This is a genomic window from Azospirillum sp. B4 (assembly GCF_000333275.1).
Classification (GTDB): Bacteria; Pseudomonadota; Alphaproteobacteria; order Azospirillales; family Azospirillaceae; genus Nitrospirillum.
Genome location: NZ_BACU01000687.1, coordinates 1 through 22,129 on the forward strand (window position 1 = coordinate 1; position 22,129 = coordinate 22,129).

A 22,129-nucleotide genomic window follows, 5' to 3' on the forward strand; every position below is an offset into this window, starting at 1 on the left:
CTGCCACCCCACGACGACGCGTCGTTCTCATGTGGGGGAAAAGAAAAGTGGGCGATGGCCCGGTAGGTGGCGCCAGTCTCGCGGGCATCGACGGCACGTAGCATCTGTCGCGCCCGTTGAAGCCGCTGGGTCGTGATGCGCGGGTCCGCCGGCACCGCTCGGCCTGTCGCGGCCGACCAGAACCGGCCCAACGCCGTCAGCCGGTCCGGTGTCATCTCGTCCAGCGGGATCACCGCGGCGAGCGCATCGCCTTCTTTCGAACCGGAAAGGCTGACATCGAATCGCTCGCCGTGGAGGTTCAACCGCAGAAGCGTTGCTTCGCGGTCTCGAACAGCGTAAGCCCGAAGATCGTCAACGGTAAGATGAGAACCTTCGGACAGGGCGGGCCCGCTTTGGAGGATGATCGCCGCCGGATCGGTTTGCGGGGTCCAGAAGATCGGCTGCGCGAGGCCCGTGATGCGTGGGTCTGCTGCGAAAACATAACCCCCATTGCTGAGCAAACGCCGTCGCTGTTTCGTCGCTCAACCGCCCGGAGGACAACAATTCCTGAAAGGACCTTCTGTAATCCGGGTTTCGCCGTAGGAATTCCCAGGCAAGTTCGCTTGTCGTAAGCTGATCGATATAGTCATAGGCGGCCTCAGACCGCCAACTTTCTTCGTCGGACATCCTCCGCCGCCTCCGCGCAAATGTTACGCAACGCGAGTTGTGAAGCGATGAACCGCCGCCATGGTCTTATCGGCGTGCTTCTCTCCGGCCTGCTGGCGGCCGGCCCCACGGCCCGTGCCGCGCCCCCGGCGGCGCCCCCGGCGGCGCCCAAACCCGACACCCAAAAGCCGGATGCCAAGCCCGACCCCGTGGCCAACATCGCCTATCTGGCGCTGGTGCAGAAGCGGGTGCTGCCGCAAAGTTTCCTGGACCAGCCGCCGGACGACGACGGCGTGCAGGGCGCCCGCCTGGCCCTGGCCGACAACACCACCACCGGCCGCTTCATCCACCAGGCCTATCACCTGGAGGAGGCGCTGGAGCCCGACCCCGACGCCGTGGTGGCCGCCTTCAGGAAGCTGGTGGCCCAGGGCTATCGCGCCTTCGTCACCGACGTGCCGGCCGACCTGCTGCTGCGCCTGGCCGATCTGCCGGAGGCGAAGGACACCACCCTGCTGGACGCCACCAGCACCGACGACGCCCTGCGGGGGGAACAATGCCGGCGCAACGTCCTGCACCTGCTGCCCAGCCGCGCCATGCGGGCCGACGCCCTGGCGCAATACCTGGCGGTGAAGAACTGGCGCGACGTCCTGCTGGTGGCCGGTCCCAACCCGGAGGACAAGCTGTACGCCGACGCGGTGCGCAAGTCGGCGCGCAAGTTCCGCCTGAAGGTGGTGGCGGACAAGCCCTGGACCTACGACCCCGGCGCCCGGCGCACCGACACCGGCCACTACGCCATCGGGGCGGAGGTGGCGCGCTTCACCCAAGGCGTCAAATACGACGTGCTGGTGGTGGCGGATGAGGGCGACAACTTCGGGGATGAGCTGGGCTATCGCGCCACCGACCCCCGGCCGGTGGCGGGAACCCAGGGCCTGGTGCCCACCGCCTGGGCCCGGCCGTTCGAGCAGTGGGGCGGCACCCAGCTGCAGGCCCGCTTCCTGAAGCAGGCCAACCGCTGGATGACGGAGCGCGACTACGGCGCCTGGATGGCCGTGCGCGCCCTGGGCGAGGCGGCGACGCGGGGCGGCAGCGTGGACGGTGCCGCCATGACCGCGTACCTCCGCAAGCCGGAGTTCGAGCTGGCGGCCTTCAAGGGCGCCCGTCTCAGCTTCCGCGCCTGGGACGGGCAGCTGCGCCAGCCGGTGCTGCTGGCCGACGCGCGGTCGCTGGTGTCCGTCTCACCCCAGCCAGGCTTCCTGCATGAGACATCGGAACTGGACACGCTGGGTCCCGACCAACCGGAGACGACATGTCATCCCTGACGATGAAAACCGCCGGCATGCTGGCGGCCCTGCTGGCCACCACACCGGCCTGGGCGGAGCGCCTGCTGGTCTCCAACGAGAAGGACAACACCATCACGGTGGTCGACGCCGGCACGCTGGCGGTCACCAAGACGGTGAAGGTGGGCGCCCGGCCGCGCGGCATCACCCTGTCCAAGGACGGCAAGTCCCTCTACATCTGCACCAGCGACGCCGACCATATCGAGGTGCTGGACCTTGCCAGCCTGACCGTCACCCGCACCCTGCCCAGCGGCCCGGATCCGGAGCTGTTCACCCTCAGCCCCGATGGCAAGACGCTGTACGTCTCCAACGAGAACGACAACATGGTGTCGGTGCTGGACATCGCCGCCGGCCGCATCGTCACCGAGATCGCGGTGGGGGTGGAGCCGGAGGGCATGGGCATCAGCCCGGATGGCAGGATCCTGGTGAACACCTCGGAAACCACCAGCATGGCGCACTTCATCGACACGCAAAGCCATGAGGTGCTGGCCAACGTGCTGGTGGGCAGCCGTCCGCGCGTGGCGCAGTGGACCAAGGACGCCGCCCAGGTGTGGGTGTCGGCGGAGGTGGGGGGCACCGTCTCCGTCATCGACGCCGCCCAGCGCAAGGTGGCCCAGACCATCCACTTCGAAATCCCGGGCGTGCCCAAGGAATCCATCCAGCCGGTCGGCATCGCGCTGACCGCCGACGGCAACACCGCCTTCGTGGCGCTGGGCCCCGCCAACCGCGTGGCGGTGATCGACACCCACAGCTACCAGGTCAAGAAGTACCTGCTGGTGGGCCAGCGGGTGTGGAACCTGGCCTTCTCGGGCGACGGCAAGCGGCTGTACACCACCAACGGCGTCAGCAACGACCTGTCGGTCATCGACGTCGACGCCCTGAAGGTGGTGAAGTCGGTGCCGGTGGGCCGCCTGCCCTGGGGCGTGGTGGTGGCCCCGTGACCGTCGCCGCGCTGGAGGTTTCCGGCCTGAGCCACAGCTTCGGGTCCCGGCAGGCGCTGCGCGAGGTGGGCTTCCAGATCGCGCCCGGTGACTTCACCGTGCTGCTGGGCCTGAACGGGGCGGGCAAGACCACGCTGTTCGCCCTGGTCACCCGCCTGTACCACAGCCGCCAGGGCCGTATCGCCGTCTTCGGCCACGACATCCGCCGTCAGCCCTCGGCGGCGTTGGCCGCCATGGGGGTGGTGTTCCAGCAGCCGACCCTGGACCTGGACCTGACGGTGGACCAGAACCTGGCCTATCACGCCAGCCTGCACGGCATGGCCGGCCGCCGCGCCCGCCTGCGCATCGAGGAGGAGCTGGAGCGCGTGGGTCTGGCCGACCGGCGGGGCACCCGGGTGCGCCAGCTGTCGGGCGGCCAGCGGCGGCGGGTGGAGCTGGCCCGCGCCCTGGTGCACGATCCGGCCCTGCTGCTGCTGGACGAGCCCACCGTGGGCCTGGACATCGAAAGCCGCCGCTTCCTGATCGACCATGTCCGCCATCTGTGCCGGGCGCGGGGCCTGGCCGTGCTGTGGGCCACCCACCTGATCGATGAGGCGGACGACACCGCCAAGGTCATCGTGCTTCACCAGGGCCAGGTGCTGGACCAGGGGCCGGTACCCCAGGTGGCCGCGCGGGCCGGTGCCGCCACCCTGCGCGCCACCTTCGATCAGCTGACGGGGGCCGCCAGATGACCCCGGTCCAGTACGCCCGCTGCCTGGGCGGCATCGTGCGGCGGGAGGCGCTGCGTTGGACACAGCAGCGTGGGCGCTTCTTCTCCGCCCTGGTGCGGCCGCTGGTGTGGCTGGCCATCTTCGCGGCGGGGTTCCACTTCGTCCTGGGCGTGTCCATCATCCCGCCCTACGACACCTACATCCCGTATGAGGTCTACATCGCGCCCGGCCTGCTGGCCATGATCCAGCTGTTCAACGGCATGCAAAGCTCCCTGTCCATGGTCTACGACCGGGAGATGGGCAGCATGAAGACCCTGCTGATCAGCCCCTTCCCCCGCTGGTTCCTGCTGACGGCCAAGCTGCTGGCCAGCGTGGTGGTGTCGGTGGTGCAGGCCTACATCTTCCTTGCCATCGCCTGGTTCTGGGAGATCGATCCGCCGCCCTTGGGCTATGTGACGGTGCTGCCGGCGCTGATCCTGTCGGGGTTGATGCTGGGCGCCCTGGGCCTGGTGCTGTCGTCCTTCATCCGCCAGCTGGAAAACTTCGCCGGGGTGATGAACTTCGTCATCTTCCCCATGTTCTTCGCCTCGTCCGCCCTCTACCCCCTGTGGCGGGTGAAGGAAAGCAGCCTGACGCTCTATTGGATCTGCCAGGCCAACCCCTTCACCCACGCGACCGAGCTGATCCGCTTCGCGCTTTATGGCAAGGCGGAACCGCTGTCGGCGGCGGTGGTGGCGGGGGCCACGATACTGTTCATGATCCTGGCGGTGTGGGGCTACGACCCCGGCCGCGGCCTGCTGGCCCGCCGAGGCGGCGGCGAGTGAGAGAGGTTCGCCCATGCGCATCCTGATCGCCCTGGCCCTGATGATGGCGGCCACGCCCGCGCTGGCCGCCCCGCCCGGCGGGCAGCCCAATCCCGATTGGCCCTGCCGCCAGCGCCTGGTGCCGACGCTGACCGGGGCCACCTACTGGAACGGCCCCGCCCTGCCGGACCATGTGGACTGGCGCGCCGACAAACGGGTGGCCGCCGTGGTGCGGGACGTGGCCCCGCGCACCGTGCCGGTGGAGGACGGGGAAAAGGCGCTGACCCGCTTCGCCGACACGGTGGCCAAGGGCCAGCGCGCCGCCGTCTACCCCAAGGTCTTCGCCGGCATCGTGGAAGAGGTCAACAGCCAGCGCGGCGACGTCATCACCCGTATCCAGGAACTGGGCCACCGGCAGCGGGAGATGGGTGAACTGGTGTCCAAGGCCACCAATGAGCTGCAGGCCATCCCGGCGGAGACCACCGACCCGGACAAGCAGCAGCAGCGGGCGGAGATCGTGCAGCGCCGTGGCTATCTCATCCGCAATTTCGAGGAGGTGGAGCGCACCCTGCGCTACACCTGCGAGGTGCCGGTGGACCTGGAGGCCCGCCTGGGCACCTATGCCCGCGTGCTGGGGGACCGGCTGGGCTCGTGACGCTTCAGTCCACCCGCCGCCCGGCCTCAAGCCGGATGATCTGGTCGGCCACGCCCAAGGCCTCCGCCCTATGGGTGACGATGGCGATGGTCAGCTGGCCGCGCAAGGCGGCCAAGGTCTTCAGCACCAGCGCCTGGTTGTCCGCGTCCAGCGCGCTGGTCGGCTCATCCAGCACCAGCAGCGCTGGACGGCCCAGCAAGGCGCGGGCGAGCGCCAGGCGCTGGCGCTCGCCGCCCGACAACCGGCCACCCCGGTCGCCCACCACATGCTCCAGTCCCTGGGGCAGGGCCCGCACCACATCAGCCACCGCCGCCTGTTCCAGCGCGCGCCACAGCGCCGCCTCGTCGGCGTCGGACCGGGCCATGAGCAGGTTGGCGCGGATCGTGTCATGGAACAGGAAGGCGTCCTGGGGCACATAGCCCACGGCCGCGCGCCACGCCACCCTGTCCGCCGCGCTCAAGGGCGCGCCATCAATGCGCACCACGCCGGCGGTGGGGGCCAGCAGTCCCAGCAGGATGTCGGCCAAGGTGGACTTGCCAGCACCGGAAGGCCCCACCACCGCCGTGGTGGTGCCGGCCGACAGACGGGCATCGACCCCGTCCAGCGCCGGCCGCGCCGCGCCCGGATGATGGAACGACAGTCCCTCCAGCACCAGGTCGCGGGCCAGGCGGGGCGCCGGGGCGGCGGACACGGCCGACACTTCCGCTGGTTCGGCATGGGCGGCGCACCATCGCCGCAACCGGTCGACGCTATCGAAGGCGGGCAGCATGTTGACCAAGGTGCGCCACGACTGGTCGCTGCGCAGGCCCGCCTGCAGCAGGCGGGCGAAGGCCAGCAGGAAGACCACGGCCGCGGACGGCGCCAGACCGAAGCCGCGCACCGCCACCCCCAGGCCAAAGGCGATGCCGGCGGCGGCCAAGCCGCGATGCATCACCATGCGGGTGGCGACATCGCGCTGGAAGGCCAGGGCCAGCCGCGCCTGTTCGGCCAGCAGTCCCTCGAACCGGTCAGCCCGCGCGGCCTCCGCCCGCAGGCCCTTGACCAGACGCAGGCCGGCCAGGGTATCGGCCAGGGCCCCCTGCATCTCCCGCCCCGTCCGCACCTGGGCACGCCCCAGGCTGACGGAGCGCCGCGACAGGGTCCGCGACAGCAGGCCGGCCACCAGCCCCAGGGCCAGGGCCGCCGCCACCAGCCAGGGCGACAGGCTGGCGGCCACCACCAGCGCCGCCGCCATGGTGACGGCCGTGGTCACCAGGGTCGCCACCATGTCGATGGCCAAGCCGGTGCGCCCGGTGTCGGCGGTCAGCGCCTGGGTCAGGTCGCTGGCCCGTAAACCCTGGAAGGCGGCCCAGTCCAGGCCCAGGACGGCGCGGTGCAGACCAACGCGCTGATCATCGATGAAAGCCTGCCGGAGCCGGGCGCCCATGACCATGCGCTGGCGCACCACCACCGCGCCGCCAACCACCAGCAGGACATACAGCACCAGCACGGCGGCCAGCCCCAGGCCATCCGTCCCATCCGCCTGCCCCGCCAGCCCGAAGGCGCGCAGCAGGGGCAGCAGCAGCAAGAGGCCCGCCCCTTCCGCCACGGCGCCTGCGGCCGCCAGGGCGGCGAAGGCCAACAGGCGCCAGCGCCCGAAGGCGTGGAGGCGCCACAGCAGGGCCGCGAGCATCTCGCGGGGGGCGGGGACGGACGGCGCGGGGGACCATGGCGCGCCATCCCATCCATCGGTCATCGTCCCACCCGGCACTGTCATCCCGTACCCCCAATTCCCCCGGCAATCCCATGGACAGCCGGACCCCACCCGCGATATCAGGTGCCTATCCTGAGCTCAAGGCCATCGTCGCAAGGGCGGCGCGCACGAAGGGACTGTCGGGGTTCGCTGAAAGAGGCGTCATGCTGCTGAACACCGCCCTGAAGGTGGAGACGGTCGCCGCGTTGTTCCTGGCGTGGATGATGGTGTTCGTCTTGCCGCTCGGCTGGATACAGCGCCTGTTCGCTCCGGCCCGAGCGCCGGTTGAGCCGGACGCGATGGACAGCGGGGGCGCCACCCGCCACGTCAGCCCCCGCGCCGGCGCGGTCGCCCGGCGCGTGGCGCGCCTGTCCCGCACCATGCCCTTTCCCACGACCTGCCTGGTACAGGCCATCGCCGGGACCCTGTTGCTGCGCCGACGCGGCATGCGCGATGGCACCATCCGCCTGGGCGTGCGCAAGAGCGGCTCCACGCTGGAGGCCCACGCCTGGTTGCTTTACCAGGGTTCGGTGGTGCTGGGCGGTGATGCGATGGAAGGGTTCACGCCGTTGGCCGACATTCCAGCCGCATCCTCCCACCGGTGACTGGCACCGGTGACACCGTCGCCACGCCAATGAGCGTCCCGCGCCACGGGGGCAGTGAGCTTGCTTTTGTGGGCGGGTGACGGTTTTATGGCCGCGGTCCCAACACCCGGCACCCACCACCCGAGAATTCGTATGCCCCCCATCACCCCGCGATCCCGCGTCCAGCGGAAGCCCGATGTCCTGACCACCGACGTCAACGGCGAGGTGGTCATGATGAATGCCGCGCTGGGGGAGTATTACGGGCTGAACCCGGTGGCGTCAGACATATGGCTACGCCTGACCCAGCCCCGGGTTGTGGCGGACCTGGTACGGGATCTGGCGGACAGTTACGAAGGGGACCCGGCCGTCATCGAGGCCGACCTGCTGGCCCTGTTCGAAGGACTGCTGGCGAAGGATATGATTGTCGTGGACACGCCCCCCGCGAACGCGCCGTGACCGTGCGCCAGTGAATACCCCCCAGTGAACACCCCCAGTGAATACCCAGTGTCATCGCCACACCGGATACCACCCCAATGACTGATTCCGGACCCTCCGGCGGTTTTGACCCAGCCCTGGCCCGCTGGGTCCAAGCCCGCCATCTCCTGCCCGACGCCGTCGCCGACTTGCGCCACCGCTTCCATGCCAGTCCCGAACGCTATCTGGTCATTGATGATTTCCTGGTGCCGGAACACCCGCACCAGATGCGCCGGGTCCTGCTTGAGGACGGCATCATTGAAACCGTCTACAAGATTTATGAGACTCGCGAGTGGGTGACCAAGGAACAGTTCGACGATGCGGCGGACGACCAGCGCTTCATCCATGAGGGGATCTACGTCAGACCCCATGCCGACAAGCGGATGTCGCCGGCGGTCCTGACGGACTTGCTGTTCCGTAAGGCGATCCAGGGGGCCGCCTTCCATCACTGGCTGCGGGCGATCACGGGACGGCCGGTGGATCGCACCGGCCAGATCAATCTGAAAAAGCTGCATAAGGAGCATATGCTGCGCTGGCACTCCGATGGCGTGAAGGGCCGTGTGCTCTGTGCGGTGCTCTACCTGCACGACGATTGGCGGGCGGAGTATGGCGGCCGGCTGTTGATGCAGCGACGGGACGGCGGCATCGACGCTATCGACCCCCTGTTCAACCGCCTGGTGCTGTTCGACCCCCAGAGCAAGATCGACCACGCCGTGGAGCCCATGACGGCGGCGGCGGGCGATTGGGCCCGCCTCAACTATACGGCATGGTTCTATCAGAAGGACGCCCCGGCGGCCTAAGCGGATGGCCCCGGCCTCGGCATCACATGTTGCTGCCTTCCGCCCAACGGATGAAGGAGCCGACGGCCACCCCGCGCCCCAGGACGTTCATCACCTGCATATAGCGGGGCTCGGCCATGTCCGCGTTCGCCGGCCAATCATCCAGGATGGTCCGTAGCCGGGGCACGTCGATCACGTCGCGGCCCAAGGCGCTGGCCTCGATGCCATCCAGTTCCGCCGCCAGCCAGGCCCGGTTGCGGCTGACCCAATCGAACCACTCCGCCACCTGGCGCCCGGTGCGGCGCTCGTGAAGGACTTCGGGCGGCAAGCGGTCGGCCAGCACGCGGCGGGCGAGGAAACGATCCTGGCCGAAGCGGGTGAACTGGTCGGAGGGGATGGCGAGGCAGAACTCCGCCAGCCGCACGTCGCCCAAAGGGTCTCGGCGCTCCACACCATCGCGAAAATGCTGACAGGCCGACAGCGTGCGCGCCGTCCAGGTGCGCTCCATCAGGCGCAGGCGCGCGCGCCGGCCCCAGGCGGCATGACGGTCGCCGGAGAGATGGGAACGCCAGACCCCATCCATATCGATGCGCTCGGCCGCCTCCCGCCGCAATGCCGTGCGCCGTTGCCAAATCAGGCCTGTCCCCCGGAGGTTGGCGCGCCAGTCACGCAGCCAGTCCGGGGCGAAGGCGCGCAAGTACGGCATGGCGTTCATACCGTTGCTGGCCGCCAGCACCGCCGTGTACACCGCCTGGGGCATATCCAGGATCCGAGGTTTCAAGGCCGTTGGCAGAATGGACGCTGACAAGGTGGCATTGCCGGCGCGCCCCACGAACACCGTGGTGGCGCCCAGGCGGCGTGCCTGCCGCCAACCGGCCGACATCCAGGCGGCGGCCATGAGGTGCACGGGCGGACGGCCGCCCCAGTGGAACCCGCTACGGAGCAAATCCTCCAGGGAGTCCAGCGTGGCCGGCACGCAATGCGGCATGATGGAGGGGTGAAGCCGGGCTGTCGCCTGGGCGTGGTCCCATTCATCCAGGAATTGACGCGGCTTGCCTGTAGGCAGGGGACTGGCAGGGTCCGGACGGACCGTGACGGTGTGCAAGGCGGTGGGCGCCATCAGTCGGGCCACGGTGGTCGCGACGGCGCCGGAGTCCAGCCCGCCGGACAACATGGACGCCGCCATGCCCTCACGCGGCAGGGCCTCTCTCACCACCGTGTCCAATAATTCCCGCGCCGCTTCGACGTAATCGCCGTCCCGTCGCAGACGCAGGCGCCGCGTCGGATCCAGCCGCCAATACCGCGACACGCGAGCCCCCGCCGCCGCCGTCCAGTCCAGCATATGCCCCGGCAGCAGCTGCTTTACACCGTGGAAGCAGGTTTCTTGCAGATCCAGGGACGGGGTGAATGTCGCGCGCGCCACCATGGCCGGGTCAAGCACGCGAGGCACCAAGGGATGCATGAACAACGGGCCGGGAATATTGGCGAAAACTATTCCGCCACCCGTGGCGAGGCCAGCCACACAGTGATAAAAAAGGGCGCGGCCGCCGGTGCGGTCAGCCGCCAACAGCAACCGACGCTCCACCGCATCCCACCACGCCAACACGAAATCACCGTGCAGCCGGGTCAGCGCGTCACGCCCCCACCGCAGCAGTGCGGCCGCCACCATCACGCTATCGGCCGGCAGCTCTCCAACCAAGTCAAGGGACCGCGCCAAATCCTCGCGATTGGCCAGCCAGCCTTCCAAGGCCAGGACATGACGGCCGCCCGCGCACACATGCGGCGCACCGCCACCCGCTTTCAAGCCCTGGGCCACAAAATAGATGTCATCGTGGTACGTGCGAACGCAACGGGCACCTGGATAGCGACCCAAGGCCGAGGAATAGCGATCGGCGCTGGTCGGCACGGCACCGCCACACGCCCCGAAGACAACGGACATGCTGGCGTTCCTAGACCGAGCAGATGTCCACGATCAGCTATGCGAGTCCGACGTGCTGTCGCTGACGATCGAGGAGTTGTTCAAGGTCCGCTCCAGCTGAAGGGTCTCAAAAGCGGGACGTGACCATACACGCTTGCGCGTGGTCGGCTCCGCCAAAGACACCGTCGGTTCAGGGCTGATTTGGTCCATGAGTTACATCCGCAGTCACAAATTGTCACAAACAATTGGGTGGTATTACCAAAGGGCCGGCGATCAACCCCTCAAGCCCCGTTAATTTATACACGTTGCCGGTGCAACGCAACGCGACAAAGGCGGCAGCGCCCGTCGAGCATGTTACTATTCTTTGGGGCATAGTCGCCAAAAGTCCACCCGAAAAATCGATTAAAAACTTTAAATTTGCACTTTACCCGCGCATCGACGGAGTTCTTTATCTGCGTCAGAGCGTAGTCCCCATCCGCAACAGGGAGGAAAAGGCATGGGCGATCATTATATAGGCGAAATAAGGCTGTTCCCTTACGGTAACGGCAAGCCCCCCTCCGGATGGCAGGAATGTGACGGCCGACTGCTTCAGATCACCGGAAACCAGGCGTTGTACGCCCTGCTGGGCACGGCCTACGGCGGTGACGGCAAGACCACCTTCGGCCTGCCGGACCTGCGTGGACGGGCCATAACGGGGTACGGCGCCATGACCGACCCCATGCGGATCCAGCCGCAAGGCAAGAACATCCCAATCGGCGAAAAAGGCGGAACCGAAACCGTGGTGCTGACCGCGACCCAGGTTCCAGCGCACATGCATTACGTCGTCGCCGATACGGAGAACGCATCGTCGCTGATCGCGGAGGCGGGCGCCGTTCCCGGCAAATCGACGAAGCCGCCCAACGTCACCATCCCAGACCCCGCCCCCGAACTGTACGGCCCGTTGGTGAGCGGCAAAGTACAAGCCTTGATCGCGGCCTCCATCGGAAGCGTCGGGGGCGGCGCCGGCCATGAGAACAGACAGCCATTCCTGCCGCTGATGTACTGCATCGCGGTGAACCAGGCCATCTTCCCGCCCCGCAACTGACGCCCTTCGCGGGACCCGTCACGGGAAAACACCAAAACCAGGAGGCTGTTCATGGAACCCTATGTCGGCGAAATCCGTGTGTTCGCTGGAACGTTCGCGCCCGTCAATTGGCTGCTCTGTCAGGGGCAGACTGTTTCAATCAACCAATACCAGATGCTGTACTCCCTGTTGGGCACGGTATATGGCGGCGACGGCCGCACCACCTTCGGCATTCCCAACCTGTCCGCACGCGTCCCCGTTGGCCGCTCCACCGGCGTGCCGCCCGGCTTGACCCACACCTACGTCATGGGCGCCGCCGGGGGTCAGGCCCAGGTCACCTTGACGCAAGCCAACCTGCCAAGCCATACGCACACGCTGTACGCCAGCACCGGCCCGGCGACCACGACGGTCCCCAACCCCACCGTGGGCTTCGCGACCGCTTCCACAGGCTTCAACTACTATTCCACGGACACCACCTCCACGGCGACGCCCGCCAAGGAGATGATCTCAAACTCGGGCTATCCCAGCCCACAGGCGCACGACAACGTCATGCCCAGCATGGGGCTGATCTACATCATCTCCACCCTCGGCATATACCCCTCTTTCAACTGACCCGCACGCCACTGAGGAGCGACCATCATGGCTGATGCCTTTTTCGGCGAAATCCGCGCCTTCGCCTTTACTTACGCGCCACAGGACTGGGCCTTCTGCTGGGGTCAGCAGTATCTGGTCGGGCAATTCCAGGCCCTATACACCATCATCGGCACCCTGTACGGCGGTTCGCCCAACGTCAATTTCAACGTTCCGGATCTGCGTGGACGTGTCACGGCGGGCACCGGCACCGTCCCCGTCACTCCCCCACCCAATGGCCCCTTGAGCTATAATATATCCACCGTGCAAGGTGTGAACTCGATCGCGCTGACACAGTATAACATGCCGTCCCACAACCATCAGGCTGTGGGCGGACCGTCGAAGTTGGGCGTCAGCGGCGGGCCGGTCCCCAACTCCTACGTCGGCGTGCCTCGCAAGGGGAACGTCGGTTATGACGGCTGGTCCCTGTACTCAAGTGTCACCAACCCAACCACCCTGTCCCAATCGTCATTGACGACGGCCTATGGTAACGCTGGCGGTGGGGCGGACCCGCATACCAACGTATCCCCCTATCTCGCCCTGAACTTCTGCATCTGCATGAACGGCGACGTCTATCCCACGAAGAACTGATGGCCTCATGAGCGTGACCACCGTCAGCGATGTCCGCGCGACGGCCCTGCCCCCCGTGCCGCCGGACCTGGCGGCACGGGGACTGGGCCTACGCCCGGAAGCCGAGCAGGACCAGGAATTTCTGCGCACCCTTTATGTCTCCGTCCGGTGGGAGGAGCTGGCCGCCGCCGACTGGCCGGACGATGCCAAAGTGGGCTTTCTCAGCCAGCAGTTCCTTTTCCAGACCCGCCATTACAAGACCCATTACGCAGGGGCCGCGTGGGGCATCATCACCGATGGGGGCGATCCGGTCGGCAGGCTTTATCTGCACCAGGGACCGTCGGATTTGCGCATCATCGACATATCCCTGCTGCCCAGCCACCGGGGCCAGGGCATCGGGGCCGGTTTCATCCGCGCCGTGTTCGCCCAGGGTGCGGTGGCCGGCACTGGTGTCTCCATCCATGTGGAGATGTTCAACCATGGCGCCCGGCGCTTGTATGAGCGGTTGGGCTTCGTGCAGACCGGGGACGACAAGAGCGTGCACCGCCGCATGGACTGGTTCCCGCCGTCCACCTGAGCACTCTTCCTGATCACCCCTGAGACGCGCTGACGCCGGGTCGTTCCCCCTGTCAGGGGGGCACGGCCCGGCGGCATCCGGCTCAGTTGAAGATTACCTGATACAGGACTTCCCCGGTCTCGGGATCGTCGCCCACCGGCACCACGAACACCTCCAGCCGGCCCAGCGTCCCGTTCTCCAACACATAGGTGCCCTGGGGGCACATGACCCGCGGGGTTCCCTTGAGATAGAGGGAGAAAGGCTGGGGCAGGCCGGGAAGGGGCGTGCGGCACCGGCCCAGTTGCACCTCGACCAGGGTCAGGGGCAGGGTTGGCCCAGCGCCCGCCTGGATGGTGAAGGCGCCGCCCTCGACGGCCTTGGCGGCTTCATAGGTCAACATCGAATCCTCCCTTGTCGCTGTGTGGGGCTTAGGCCCGCTGTCAGATATAGCCCAGGCGGGCCATCATCGGCCCATGGTCTTGAACGATGCGATCGGCCTGCGCGGCGCTCAAGGTGTCGCGCCAGCCCCCGGCCAGACCACGGCGAAAGAAGACCCGGCCACGCCGCTGGCCCAATTCGAATCCGTGGGTCTCCTCCTCGCGCCGCAACCGATCGAAACGCGTGACCGTCACGGCATTCATTATGGCGGCGTCAGAGGCGGTGATGGCGCAATGGGCGGCCACTTGCGCCAAAACGCCCGCCGGATCCGCCGACAGGCGTTCATAGGGCACAAGCAAGGGGGCGGGATCAGCCGCCAGCCAACTGGCCACATGGCCGCTCCAACTATCCAAGCGCTGCTCGAACTGGTCTTTCCACCGGCCGGCCGTCGCGACGACCGCGCCGGGCCGGGCCAGGAAGGCGATGGAGTCGTCCAGGCTCAAACCACTGTGATGCGCCCAGGACACGGCCACGTCCCGGGGATCGCGCACCAGGTAGACGCTGCCCAGCGTGACCTGGGGCGGAAACAGGGGACGTCCCGCGGGGGTAAGTCCCCACCAGTCATGCACCTTACGGAACTGCGGCCCCGTCGCCGCCGCCGCCGTCACCACGGCAAGATCATGGCGCAGTTCGGCCTGCTCGACCGGCGTCAGGTCACTGGATTCCACGTCCAGGAACAGATCCATGTCCGTGACGGCGCCAGCGGCACTGGCAAATCCCATCGTCTTGGTGAAATCCGGCGGCGCGCCGCCCTCGATGAGGCTGGCCAACATCAGCCGCATCCAGGTGTTGCCCGATTTGGGGTAGGAGGCGATCCAGTAGAATCCGCCCATGGCCCCTACCCCACCACGGCTGGAAGAAGAGCCTCCACCTCGTCCCATTCGGCCGGCGTTTCAGGCCGCCGCAACGCGCGTAGCCCCCCGACGCTTCCCAAAAGGCGCAGGAACTGCGCCATCTGCTGCGCCTGGGTTCCCAGCCGAAGCATCAGCCGGGGGCGGTACAGGACCATGTTGAGCCGCCCCAAACCCTGCGTCACCGGCAAAAGCCGAATCCCGGCCGGCACCTTCCGACTCTTTTCCAACTGCACCAAGCCGGCGAGAGGCAAGGATGTGGCGCAGAAGCCCTCTTCCACCGGCAGATGGTACTTGTCCAAGGACGCCCGCACCGCTCCCAGTCCGTCGACCGAGCGCCCCAGACGCTCCAAACTATCGCGCCACAGCTTCACCCTGGGGAAGGCGGGCAGCACCCTGGGGCCACCGGGGCCGTTCATGTCCACCACGGTGACATCATCGGCCAACAGGGGATATCCCCGCGTCCAAAGCGTGGCCGCCAAGGTGGATTTTCCCACGCCACTGTCCCCGGCGAAGGCCACGGCCTTATCGCCCACCTGCACGCAGCACGCGTGCAACGGCAGCAAACCCCGCCGATGACAAACCACGGCGAAGACGGTGCCGAACAGAAAGGTCCGGATCTCATCACCCGTGGCATTGGGGGCCGGAGCGATGACGACCTCCCGCCCGTCACTGGAAATGAGATAGGCACCCACGGCGGCCAAGGCGAACCGGCAGCGGCCGTCCGGCGCCACCTGCACGAGGGGGTGAATGGCCAGCCCCTCCTCAAGGTGGCCGGGCACGTCGCCCAGGCGAATCCTCAGGTCGGCGGGCCGGTCATCGCCCGTCCATGGCCGCAGCTCCGGCAGGGGCAGATCGCTCAGCACCCGCAAACCGCACAGCGTACGATCCGCCGGACCGTCACCGGCGGCGCAGCAATCGACGGTTGGTGTCATGAAAGGCCGACCTGGAACCATGAAGTGGAGCGGAGCCCACTTGTCGCGTCTCGGGCAATCCATTTCAAGGCAAATCATGGTGAGCGGTAAACGGGCCATCGCGCCGTTAAACGATGCATAGATCAAACACGCCTGATAGACTGTGGCAGCGCCATCGTTCGCGGCCACCCGCGAAGTGACGAATTCTGATAATAAAAGGTCGCCATCCCGTTATGAAAAGACTACGTAAGCGATGCCTGGTTACCGGCGGCGCGGGTTTTCTGGGATCGCACTTGTGCAAACGCCTGTTGAATGACGGCTACGATGTGCTGTGCGTGGACAATTTCTACACGGGGGACAAGGCCAACATCCTCCCCCTGCTGGGCAACCCGCATTTCGAACTGATGCGCCATGACGTGACCTTCCCCCTCTATGTGGAGGTCGACGAGATTTACAACCTGGCATGCCCGGCCTCGCCCATCCATTACCAGCAGGATCCGGTCCAGACGACCAAGACGTCGGTTCATGGCGCCATCAACATGCTGGGACTGGCCAAGCGCCTGCGCGCCCGCATTTTCCAGGCCTCAACCTCCGAGGTGTACGGCGACCCGGCGGTGCATCCGCAAACCGAGGACTATCACGGCAACGTGAATCCCATCGGCCCCCGCGCCTGCTATGACGAGGGCAAGCGCTGCGCCGAGACGCTGTTCTTCGATTATCACCGCCAGCACGGGCTGGAGATCCGCGTGGCCCGCATCTTCAACACCTATGGGCCGCACATGTACCCGGACGACGGCCGGGTGGTGTCGAACTTCATCGTCCAGGCCCTGCGGGGCGACCCCATCACCCTCTACGGCGACGGCCGCCAGACGCGCAGCTTCTGCTATGTCGACGACTTGATCGAGGGCATCGTCCGCATGATGCGGACGGGGGCGGAGGCCGTGGGCCCCATGAACCTGGGCAATCCGGTTGAGATCACGGTGGCGGAGTTGGCGAACCGGGTGGTGGCGCTGACCAGCTCCGCCTCCCCCATCGTGTACCGGCCCTTGCCGGCGGACGACCCGATGCAGCGCCAGCCCAACATCGACAAGGCGCGCCAGGTCCTGGGCTGGGAACCGAAGGTGGCGCTGGACGATGGCCTGCGCGCCACCATCGCCTACTTCCGCGCGGCGCTGGCGTTCCCCTGAGGCGTCCCGCTGAGGCGTCCCGCTGAGGCGTCCCACTGACGCCAGCGGCTTATGAAAGCGCGCGTCAAGTGGACGCGCGGCGCAGTTCCTCCATCAGGACCAGGGCGGCGAAACGCGGCACCGTGGCGGCGTAACGGCCGCCCAGGCGGCGAGGTTCCGTCACCAGCCGGAACAGCCATTCGAAGCCGGACCGGCGGATGGCCGGCGGCGCTTGGCGCACCGTTCCCGCCAGGAAAGCGAAAGCCGCCCCCACGCCCACGAGCAGCGGTGCCTTCAGATGGGCGCGGTTCTCATGCATCCACAGATCCTGGCGCGGCGCGCCCAGGGCCACCCACACCACGTCGGCGCCACTGTCGTTGATGATGCGCCGGTGTTCCGCCACCTCGTCCACGGTCCATTCGCCGAAGCGGGGGGACAGCGTGCCAGCGATTTCCGCCCCTGGCGCCCGCCGACGCAGCGACGCCACCAGGTCCGCCAGAATCTGGGGGGTGGAGCCGAACAGGAAATGGCGGCAGGGCCGGTCCGTCCAGGCGCCGGTGCGCTCAAACAACAGTTCCATGAAGTCGGGCCCGTAGGTGCGGGCGACGTCATGCCCCCGGCGCCGGCCCAGCCAAACCATGGGCATGCCGTCGGGGCAGACCAGGGTGGCGCCGCTCATGGCCGCATGCACCGTCGGCTCGTCATGGGCGGCCAACACCGATCGCGCGTCCACATGGCAGAAATAGCCGCGCTGGTCGGTGCGGATCATGGCCTCCGCCACCTCCGCCGCCAGTTGCAGGTTCGTCATGTGCACCGGCAGGCCCAGGATGGGCGTGGTGGCAGGGACCGGCAGTGGCGGCCGGGACTGGGAAGGCGGATGCGCGCTCATCAGGGTTCCGTCAGGGCATGCTCGAAAGTGGCGGCGGCGGCGGGGCGGGCGGCCAGGGCCTGGCGCACCGTGGCGATGGCGTCGAAGCGGCGGACCTGGGCCATCATTTCCTGGCGCTGGGTCTGCAGGAAGGTTTCCACCAGCCAGGAGAACCGCGCCCGCTCGTCCAGATCCATGTAGCGCCAAAGCGCCAGGCCGGACCGGAACTTCACCCCCATCAGCGAGGGCTCGAACGGCCCCGTGCGCATGGCCATTCCCCAGGCGTGGGCCGCTGTGATCCAGTCATTGCGCTGGCTCAGCGTATAGGCCAGGCGCTGCCAGCCGTACTGGTCGGCCGGCGCCCGCGCCAGGCCCTCGGCCTGCGCCGCCTGCGCCTGGGCCAATGCCTCGGCCACGTCCTTGCCGACCGGCCCGGCGCTGGCCAGGGATCGCTTGGCCACGGCGATCCAGGCACGCGCGGCCAGGGCATAGGCTTGCGGCGCGCCGCTCTTCCGGGCCATCGCGGACAGGTCCTGGGCAAGGGTCACGGCGGCCTTCCCATCCTCCGGGGTCTGGCCGGCCTCCAGGGCGTCCAGACCCGGCAGCGCCGTCAGCAGGTACCCTTCCAGCGACACGCGGGGAAGAGCCAGGACGATCAGCGCGAGGCCCAGCGCCAGCGACACCGCGACCGCCCCCCACCATTCCCGGGGGGTGGGCAGCGCGCGGGCCGCCGCCGCCTCACTCGGAATAATAGTTGCGGTAGCGCGCATAGTAGTAGCCGACGTCATGATAGCCGTAGCGGGAGTGCTTGCTGATATCGACGCGGGTCAACAGGAGGCCCGCGATCTTGGCCTTGGCGTCGCGCAAGACCCGCAGGGCCGACAACACGGTCTCCCGCGGGGTCTGGTCCCAGCGGACGCAGAACACGGTCTTGTCCGCCATCCGCGACAGCACCTGCACGTCGGCCATGGCCAGGGCCGGGGGGCTGTCGACCACGATCAGGTCATACCGTGCGCGCAGGCCGTTCAGAATCTCCGCCACCCGGTCGGAGGAGGCCAGAAGGTTCACATCCTTATGCCCACCCGGCCGGCTGATCAGGATGTCCGCCTGCGACAGGGGATCGTTGATGATGGCCTCCTCCACCGTCACCCGGCCCGCGATGACTTCGGGGAAGGTGTGCGGGGCCTGCACGCCGGCCTTGGCCCCCAGCGAGGCGCGGCGCAGGTCGGCGTCGATGACGATGACCCGCTGCCCCAGGGTGGACACCACCCGTGCCAGCGACAACGAGGTCAAGCTCTTGCCTTCCTCCGGAACGGAGGAGGTGACGACGACAATGCCCCCCTGCTCGCCCAGCCCCTGCTGCAGGCCGACCCAGGCCATGCGGAAGGCCTCGGCGTAGGAGGAGCTGGGGTGGTCCATGATGTAGCTCTGCACACCCGTCTCCCCGGTGCCGCCCTTGATCTGCGGGATGAGGGCGAAGGTGGGCAGGCCCACCAGCTCCTCCAACTGGTCGCGGGTGCGCACGGTACGGTCCAGCTGCTCAAGCAGCAGAACCAGGGCGATGCCGCCCAGCAGGCCCAGGACGGCGGCGGCCGTCAGCACCATCGGGCGGCGCGGATACGACGGCCGGCGCGGCACCTCGGCCGGGGAGATGACACGGGTGTCCGCCTGCTGGAACTGCTCCTGCTCCCCCGACTCCTTGAATTTGGATAGGAAGGATTCGTAGAGGACGCGGTTGGCCTGGGCATCGCGCTCCAGCTCATGCAGGCGGATTTCCGCCTTGCTTTGCGTCAGCACCGACCCTTCCGCCGAGCGGATTTGGGCGGCGATGCTGGATTCACGCTGCTTTTGCACCGCGAAGTCGTTGCGCAGCGACTTCACCAGGTTCTGGATTTCGCCGGTCAGCTGGCGCTCCACCTGGGCCAGTTCCGACTTGGCCTTGACCATGTCCGGGTGCCGGTCGCCATAGCGGGCCCGCAGCTCCGTCACGCTGCGCGCCAGGGTCGCCTGTTCCTCCTTCAGGTGCTGCACCAAGGGGGAGTCCAGCATGTCGTCCAGCGCGCCATCGGTATGGCCCGAGGCCAAGGCCGACTCCACGCGAGACAGGCGCGCCTCGGTTTCAGCGCGCTTGGCCTGGGCCATCACCAGCTGGGAACTCAGTTCGGACAACTGTTGCTGATTGGTGGATTGGCCCCGCTGACTGGTGTCCACCAGGCCGTTGGCGGTGCGGTAGGCCGCGACCGCCCGCTCCGAATCGACCACGGCCGTGCGCAGGCTTTCCAGGCGGGAGTTCAGCCAGGTGGAGATGTGGCGGACCGTCTCGAACTTGGACTCAAGCTGTTCCTCGACACAGGCGTCAGCATAGGCGTTGACCAGTTGCGCCGCCAGCACCGGGTCGGGGGAGCGCATGCCGATGCGGATGACCAGCGACTGCGGCACCGGTTCCACCGTCAGGCTGCCCAGCACCTTGTCCACCACCGCCTCGCGCTGGCGCTGTGCCCGCGTCGCCTCGTCGATCTGGCGGGCGGGACCGGTGAACAGCTGCCGCACCTCACCCACCAGCGCCGACAAGGTGCCCATGAGGCGGGAACCCTGGGACGGCATCAGGGCGGGATTGAAGCGCTTGTCGTTGTAAAGGTCCAGCTTGTCGGCAACGCGCTTGGCGATGTTACGCGACTGGATGACCTCAACCTGGCTCATCACCGTCATGTTGACCGGTTCCATGCCGCTGACCAACTCACGGCCATCCAGCACCCGGCTGCGGCGGCTTTCGATCATCACCTTGGTGGTCGCGGTATAGATCGGCGTGATCTGCGACAGGATGAAGAAGGCTGCCACCAGCGACAGCCCGGTGATCGACAGGATAACCCAGCGCCGGCGCCACAAGGTGCGCAACAGCTGGCCGATGTCGACCTCAGCCACGGGCCCGGGGGACCGGGCCACCGCCGCGCCGAGATCTTCAAGGCGGGTCACCGAATTCATACAAAAACTCCATCCCCTATGCCGCGACGGGCAAAACAACGCATCACACGGCGGCTCATCGCGCGCCTGTTCCCCGCAAGACCGCCAGCACAGTGCGACCAAGGATGTGGATGTCAAGCCACAGCGACCAGTTTCGCACGTAATACACGTCGAAACGCTGCTGATCGGCCAGACTCAACTCGCTGCGGCCAGAAACCTGCCAAAGGCCGGTCACCCCCGGCCGAACCTGTGATCGCAGCTTGGTAACCGTGGGTGACATCACGTCCAGGTGATATCCTGGCAGCGGCCGGGGACCAACCAAGCTCATGTCTCCCCGAAGCACGTGCCAAAGCTGCGGCAGTTCGTCGATGCTGAATCGACGCATGAAGTGGCCAACCCAGGGAATGATCCGGGGATCATGGCGCAATTTCATGGACGCCGCCCACTCCTCCCGGGCCTGCGGATCGGTGGCCAGCAGGGTCTGCAACCGCGTCTCGGCGTCAAGCACCATGGTCCGCAGTTTCATCATGGGGAAGGTCCGCCCGCCCCGGCCGCCCCGTTCCTGGAAATAGAACGCCGGCCCAGGTGAGATCAACCGGACGGCGAGGATGAACAGGCCGACCACCAGTCCGACCGGGAGGGCCAGCAGCGCCACGGCGATCAGGTCGATCACCCGCTTCAACGCCTGGCTGGACCGGTTGAGCAGGTTGCGCCGCATCTCCAGCCCGATCAGGCCGCCAAGGTCACGGACGCTGACCCATAGTGTCTGGGCATCCTCCAGGCTGGGCACCATGACCACCGTGCGGAACGGCAAGGTCTCAAGATCCGGAGAGGCGGTGGCCTGCGCGCCCAGGGTGATGATGGCCGTGTTGGCGATGCCGCCAACGGCGAACCGGCCATCTGGCCCCTCGGCCTCCGCCACGGGAATCCACCCCAGCTCAGGCTGACGGCCCAAGGCCGAGACCACGATCCGACGCTGGGCTTCCGGCCCGAAAACCACGACGGGACAGCCCCACAGCTTGCGCCGCAGCAACACATGGATGAACACGGCGTCCCAGATGGGCATGACGACGATCACCAGCACGCCCGCGATCAGCAGGATGCCGCGGGACCACTGCCCCCCCTGGGCGAGATAGTCGAACAGGATCATGGCACCGAAACACAGGACGGTGAACGAGGTGCGCGCCTGCAAGCGCTGCACCCCCGTCATGCCATAGCCCGGATAAAGCCCCGCGGCCATGTAAGCCAGGGGCAGGATGGCCGCCCCCACCTGGACGCCCGCGAAAGTCGACGGGTGTACGATGATGGGCAGAAGGGGCGTGATCAGCAGGCGCAGCCCGATCGACAGCAGCACCAGGATCTGGATGATCAGCAAGTCCCCAAGGATGAACAGGAACGGCACCATGGGCAAACGGGTGGCGCGTTCGCCCGCGCCGGCCGTACCCGCAATCGTCATTCCCCCCGACTCTTCCACGATGCCCTTGCTTTATAACGCCACATGAGAAACAGAATAATGGACCATTAATGAAACCGT

General features: G+C 67.3%; 23 protein-coding genes and 1 pseudogene. 13 read left to right on the forward strand and 11 right to left on the reverse strand.

The window, feature by feature from the left end; genetic code table 11:
• Both I55_RS36565 and I55_RS38795 read right to left on the reverse strand, forming a co-directional pair.
• On the reverse strand, positions 1 to 500 hold a 500-nt coding region (locus I55_RS36565), incomplete at its 3' end, for a DUF2285 domain-containing protein (RefSeq protein WP_049974666.1).
• A 31-nt stretch (positions 501 to 531) separates the two neighbouring features.
• Positions 532 to 666, reverse strand: a pseudogene (locus tag I55_RS38795) (transcriptional regulator domain-containing protein); the annotation flags it as partial.
• A gap of 47 nt (positions 667 to 713) precedes the next feature.
• Between I55_RS38795 and I55_RS30710 the strand changes: the two are divergent.
• The 5 genes from I55_RS30710 to I55_RS33705 are packed head-to-tail and all read left to right on the forward strand — an operon-like array spanning position 714 to position 5,091.
• Positions 714 to 1,964: an ABC transporter substrate-binding protein gene (locus I55_RS30710; RefSeq protein ID WP_044564531.1), complete on the forward strand. Its 1,251-nt coding sequence runs from the start codon at positions 714 to 716 to the stop codon at positions 1,962 to 1,964.
• A complete protein-coding gene (locus I55_RS30715; RefSeq protein ID WP_044564532.1) occupies positions 1,952 to 2,923 on the forward strand; it encodes a PQQ-dependent catabolism-associated beta-propeller protein in 972 nt (323 codons plus the stop codon). Before I55_RS30710 ends, I55_RS30715 begins: the two co-directional genes overlap by 13 nt.
• Complete coding sequence (locus I55_RS30720; RefSeq protein WP_044564533.1) at positions 2,920 to 3,654, forward strand: ABC transporter ATP-binding protein; 735 nt, start codon at positions 2,920 to 2,922, stop codon at positions 3,652 to 3,654. The genes I55_RS30715 and I55_RS30720 overlap by 4 nt, the downstream gene beginning before the upstream one ends.
• The gene (locus I55_RS30725; protein ID WP_044564534.1) at positions 3,651 to 4,457 is read left to right on the forward strand and encodes an ABC transporter permease; all 807 of its coding nucleotides are present in this window, start codon (positions 3,651 to 3,653) and stop codon (positions 4,455 to 4,457) included. Before I55_RS30720 ends, I55_RS30725 begins: the two co-directional genes overlap by 4 nt.
• A gap of 13 nt (positions 4,458 to 4,470) precedes the next feature.
• The gene (locus tag I55_RS33705) at positions 4,471 to 5,091 is read left to right on the forward strand and encodes a hypothetical protein (RefSeq protein WP_049974667.1); all 621 of its coding nucleotides are present in this window, start codon (positions 4,471 to 4,473) and stop codon (positions 5,089 to 5,091) included.
• Positions 5,092 to 5,095: 4 nt separating this feature from the next.
• On the opposite strand, the gene I55_RS30735 is transcribed toward I55_RS33705, so the two are convergent.
• On the reverse strand, positions 5,096 to 6,826 hold the full coding sequence (locus tag I55_RS30735; RefSeq protein ID WP_049974668.1) for an ABC transporter ATP-binding protein: 1,731 nt from the start codon (positions 6,824 to 6,826) through the stop codon (positions 5,096 to 5,098).
• A 161-nt stretch (positions 6,827 to 6,987) separates the two neighbouring features.
• Between I55_RS30735 and I55_RS30740 the strand changes: the two genes are divergently transcribed.
• From I55_RS30740 to I55_RS33710, 3 genes are all read left to right on the forward strand, one after another.
• Complete coding sequence (locus I55_RS30740) at positions 6,988 to 7,428, forward strand: lasso peptide biosynthesis B2 protein (RefSeq protein ID WP_044564535.1); 441 nt, start codon at positions 6,988 to 6,990, stop codon at positions 7,426 to 7,428.
• 132 nt (positions 7,429 to 7,560) lie between these two features.
• Positions 7,561 to 7,863, forward strand: coding sequence for a PqqD family protein (locus I55_RS30745; RefSeq protein ID WP_044564536.1), 303 nt, complete (start codon positions 7,561 to 7,563; stop codon positions 7,861 to 7,863).
• 77 nt (positions 7,864 to 7,940) lie between these two features.
• The gene (locus I55_RS33710) at positions 7,941 to 8,681 is read left to right on the forward strand and encodes a 2OG-Fe(II) oxygenase (protein ID WP_049974669.1); all 741 of its coding nucleotides are present in this window, start codon (positions 7,941 to 7,943) and stop codon (positions 8,679 to 8,681) included.
• A gap of 22 nt (positions 8,682 to 8,703) precedes the next feature.
• On the opposite strand, the gene I55_RS30755 is transcribed toward I55_RS33710, so the two are convergent.
• Positions 8,704 to 10,599 (reverse strand): asparagine synthase-related protein, encoded by a 1,896-nt coding sequence (locus I55_RS30755; protein ID WP_044564537.1) that lies wholly within the window; start codon positions 10,597 to 10,599, stop codon positions 8,704 to 8,706.
• A gap of 475 nt (positions 10,600 to 11,074) precedes the next feature.
• Here I55_RS30755 and I55_RS30760 point away from each other — a divergent pair, with 475 nt between their 5' ends.
• From I55_RS30760 to I55_RS30775, 4 genes are read left to right on the forward strand one after another with little or no spacing between them, the layout of a single operon-like run.
• Positions 11,075 to 11,662 (forward strand): phage tail protein, encoded by a 588-nt coding sequence (locus I55_RS30760; RefSeq protein WP_044564538.1) that lies wholly within the window; start codon positions 11,075 to 11,077, stop codon positions 11,660 to 11,662.
• A 51-nt stretch (positions 11,663 to 11,713) separates the two neighbouring features.
• Positions 11,714 to 12,253: a phage tail protein gene (locus I55_RS30765; protein ID WP_044564539.1), complete on the forward strand. Its 540-nt coding sequence runs from the start codon at positions 11,714 to 11,716 to the stop codon at positions 12,251 to 12,253.
• Between the two features lie 27 nt (positions 12,254 to 12,280).
• Positions 12,281 to 12,862: a phage tail protein gene (locus tag I55_RS30770; RefSeq protein WP_044564540.1), complete on the forward strand. Its 582-nt coding sequence runs from the start codon at positions 12,281 to 12,283 to the stop codon at positions 12,860 to 12,862.
• A 7-nt stretch (positions 12,863 to 12,869) separates the two neighbouring features.
• Positions 12,870 to 13,418: a GNAT family N-acetyltransferase gene (locus tag I55_RS30775; protein WP_049974671.1), complete on the forward strand. Its 549-nt coding sequence runs from the start codon at positions 12,870 to 12,872 to the stop codon at positions 13,416 to 13,418.
• Between the two features lie 82 nt (positions 13,419 to 13,500).
• Here the strand turns inward: I55_RS30775 and I55_RS30780 are convergent, their stop codons facing one another.
• Genes I55_RS30780 through I55_RS30790 form a run of 3 tightly spaced genes read right to left on the reverse strand, consistent with a single transcriptional unit; the run spans position 13,501 to position 15,621 of the window.
• Positions 13,501 to 13,797 carry a DUF6916 family protein gene (locus I55_RS30780; RefSeq protein WP_044564541.1) on the reverse strand — a complete coding sequence of 99 codons (297 nt, stop codon included), beginning with the start codon at positions 13,795 to 13,797 and terminating at the stop codon, positions 13,501 to 13,503.
• Between the two features lie 40 nt (positions 13,798 to 13,837).
• A complete protein-coding gene (locus I55_RS30785; protein ID WP_044564542.1) occupies positions 13,838 to 14,668 on the reverse strand; it encodes a sulfotransferase domain-containing protein in 831 nt (276 codons plus the stop codon).
• 5 nt (positions 14,669 to 14,673) lie between these two features.
• Positions 14,674 to 15,621 (reverse strand): hypothetical protein, encoded by a 948-nt coding sequence (locus tag I55_RS30790; RefSeq protein ID WP_044564559.1) that lies wholly within the window; start codon positions 15,619 to 15,621, stop codon positions 14,674 to 14,676.
• Between the two features lie 212 nt (positions 15,622 to 15,833).
• Here I55_RS30790 and I55_RS30795 point away from each other — a divergent pair, with 212 nt between their 5' ends.
• On the forward strand, positions 15,834 to 16,787 hold the full coding sequence (locus I55_RS30795) for a UDP-glucuronic acid decarboxylase family protein (protein ID WP_044564543.1): 954 nt from the start codon (positions 15,834 to 15,836) through the stop codon (positions 16,785 to 16,787).
• Between the two features lie 64 nt (positions 16,788 to 16,851).
• On the opposite strand, the gene I55_RS30800 is transcribed toward I55_RS30795, so the two are convergent.
• From I55_RS30800 to I55_RS30815, 4 genes are all read right to left on the reverse strand, one after another.
• Positions 16,852 to 17,655: a WecB/TagA/CpsF family glycosyltransferase gene (locus I55_RS30800; RefSeq protein ID WP_044564544.1), complete on the reverse strand. Its 804-nt coding sequence runs from the start codon at positions 17,653 to 17,655 to the stop codon at positions 16,852 to 16,854.
• Positions 17,655 to 18,404, reverse strand: coding sequence for a hypothetical protein (locus I55_RS30805; protein WP_148294065.1), 750 nt, complete (start codon positions 18,402 to 18,404; stop codon positions 17,655 to 17,657). The genes I55_RS30800 and I55_RS30805 overlap by 1 nt, the downstream gene beginning before the upstream one ends.
• The gene (locus I55_RS30810) at positions 18,373 to 20,607 is read right to left on the reverse strand and encodes a Wzz/FepE/Etk N-terminal domain-containing protein (RefSeq protein WP_159107306.1); all 2,235 of its coding nucleotides are present in this window, start codon (positions 20,605 to 20,607) and stop codon (positions 18,373 to 18,375) included. Before I55_RS30810 ends, I55_RS30805 begins: the two co-directional genes overlap by 32 nt.
• Before the next feature lie 64 nt (positions 20,608 to 20,671).
• Positions 20,672 to 22,051 (reverse strand): exopolysaccharide biosynthesis polyprenyl glycosylphosphotransferase, encoded by a 1,380-nt coding sequence (locus I55_RS30815; RefSeq protein ID WP_044564547.1) that lies wholly within the window; start codon positions 22,049 to 22,051, stop codon positions 20,672 to 20,674.
• Between the last annotated feature and the right edge of the window lie 78 nt (positions 22,052 to 22,129).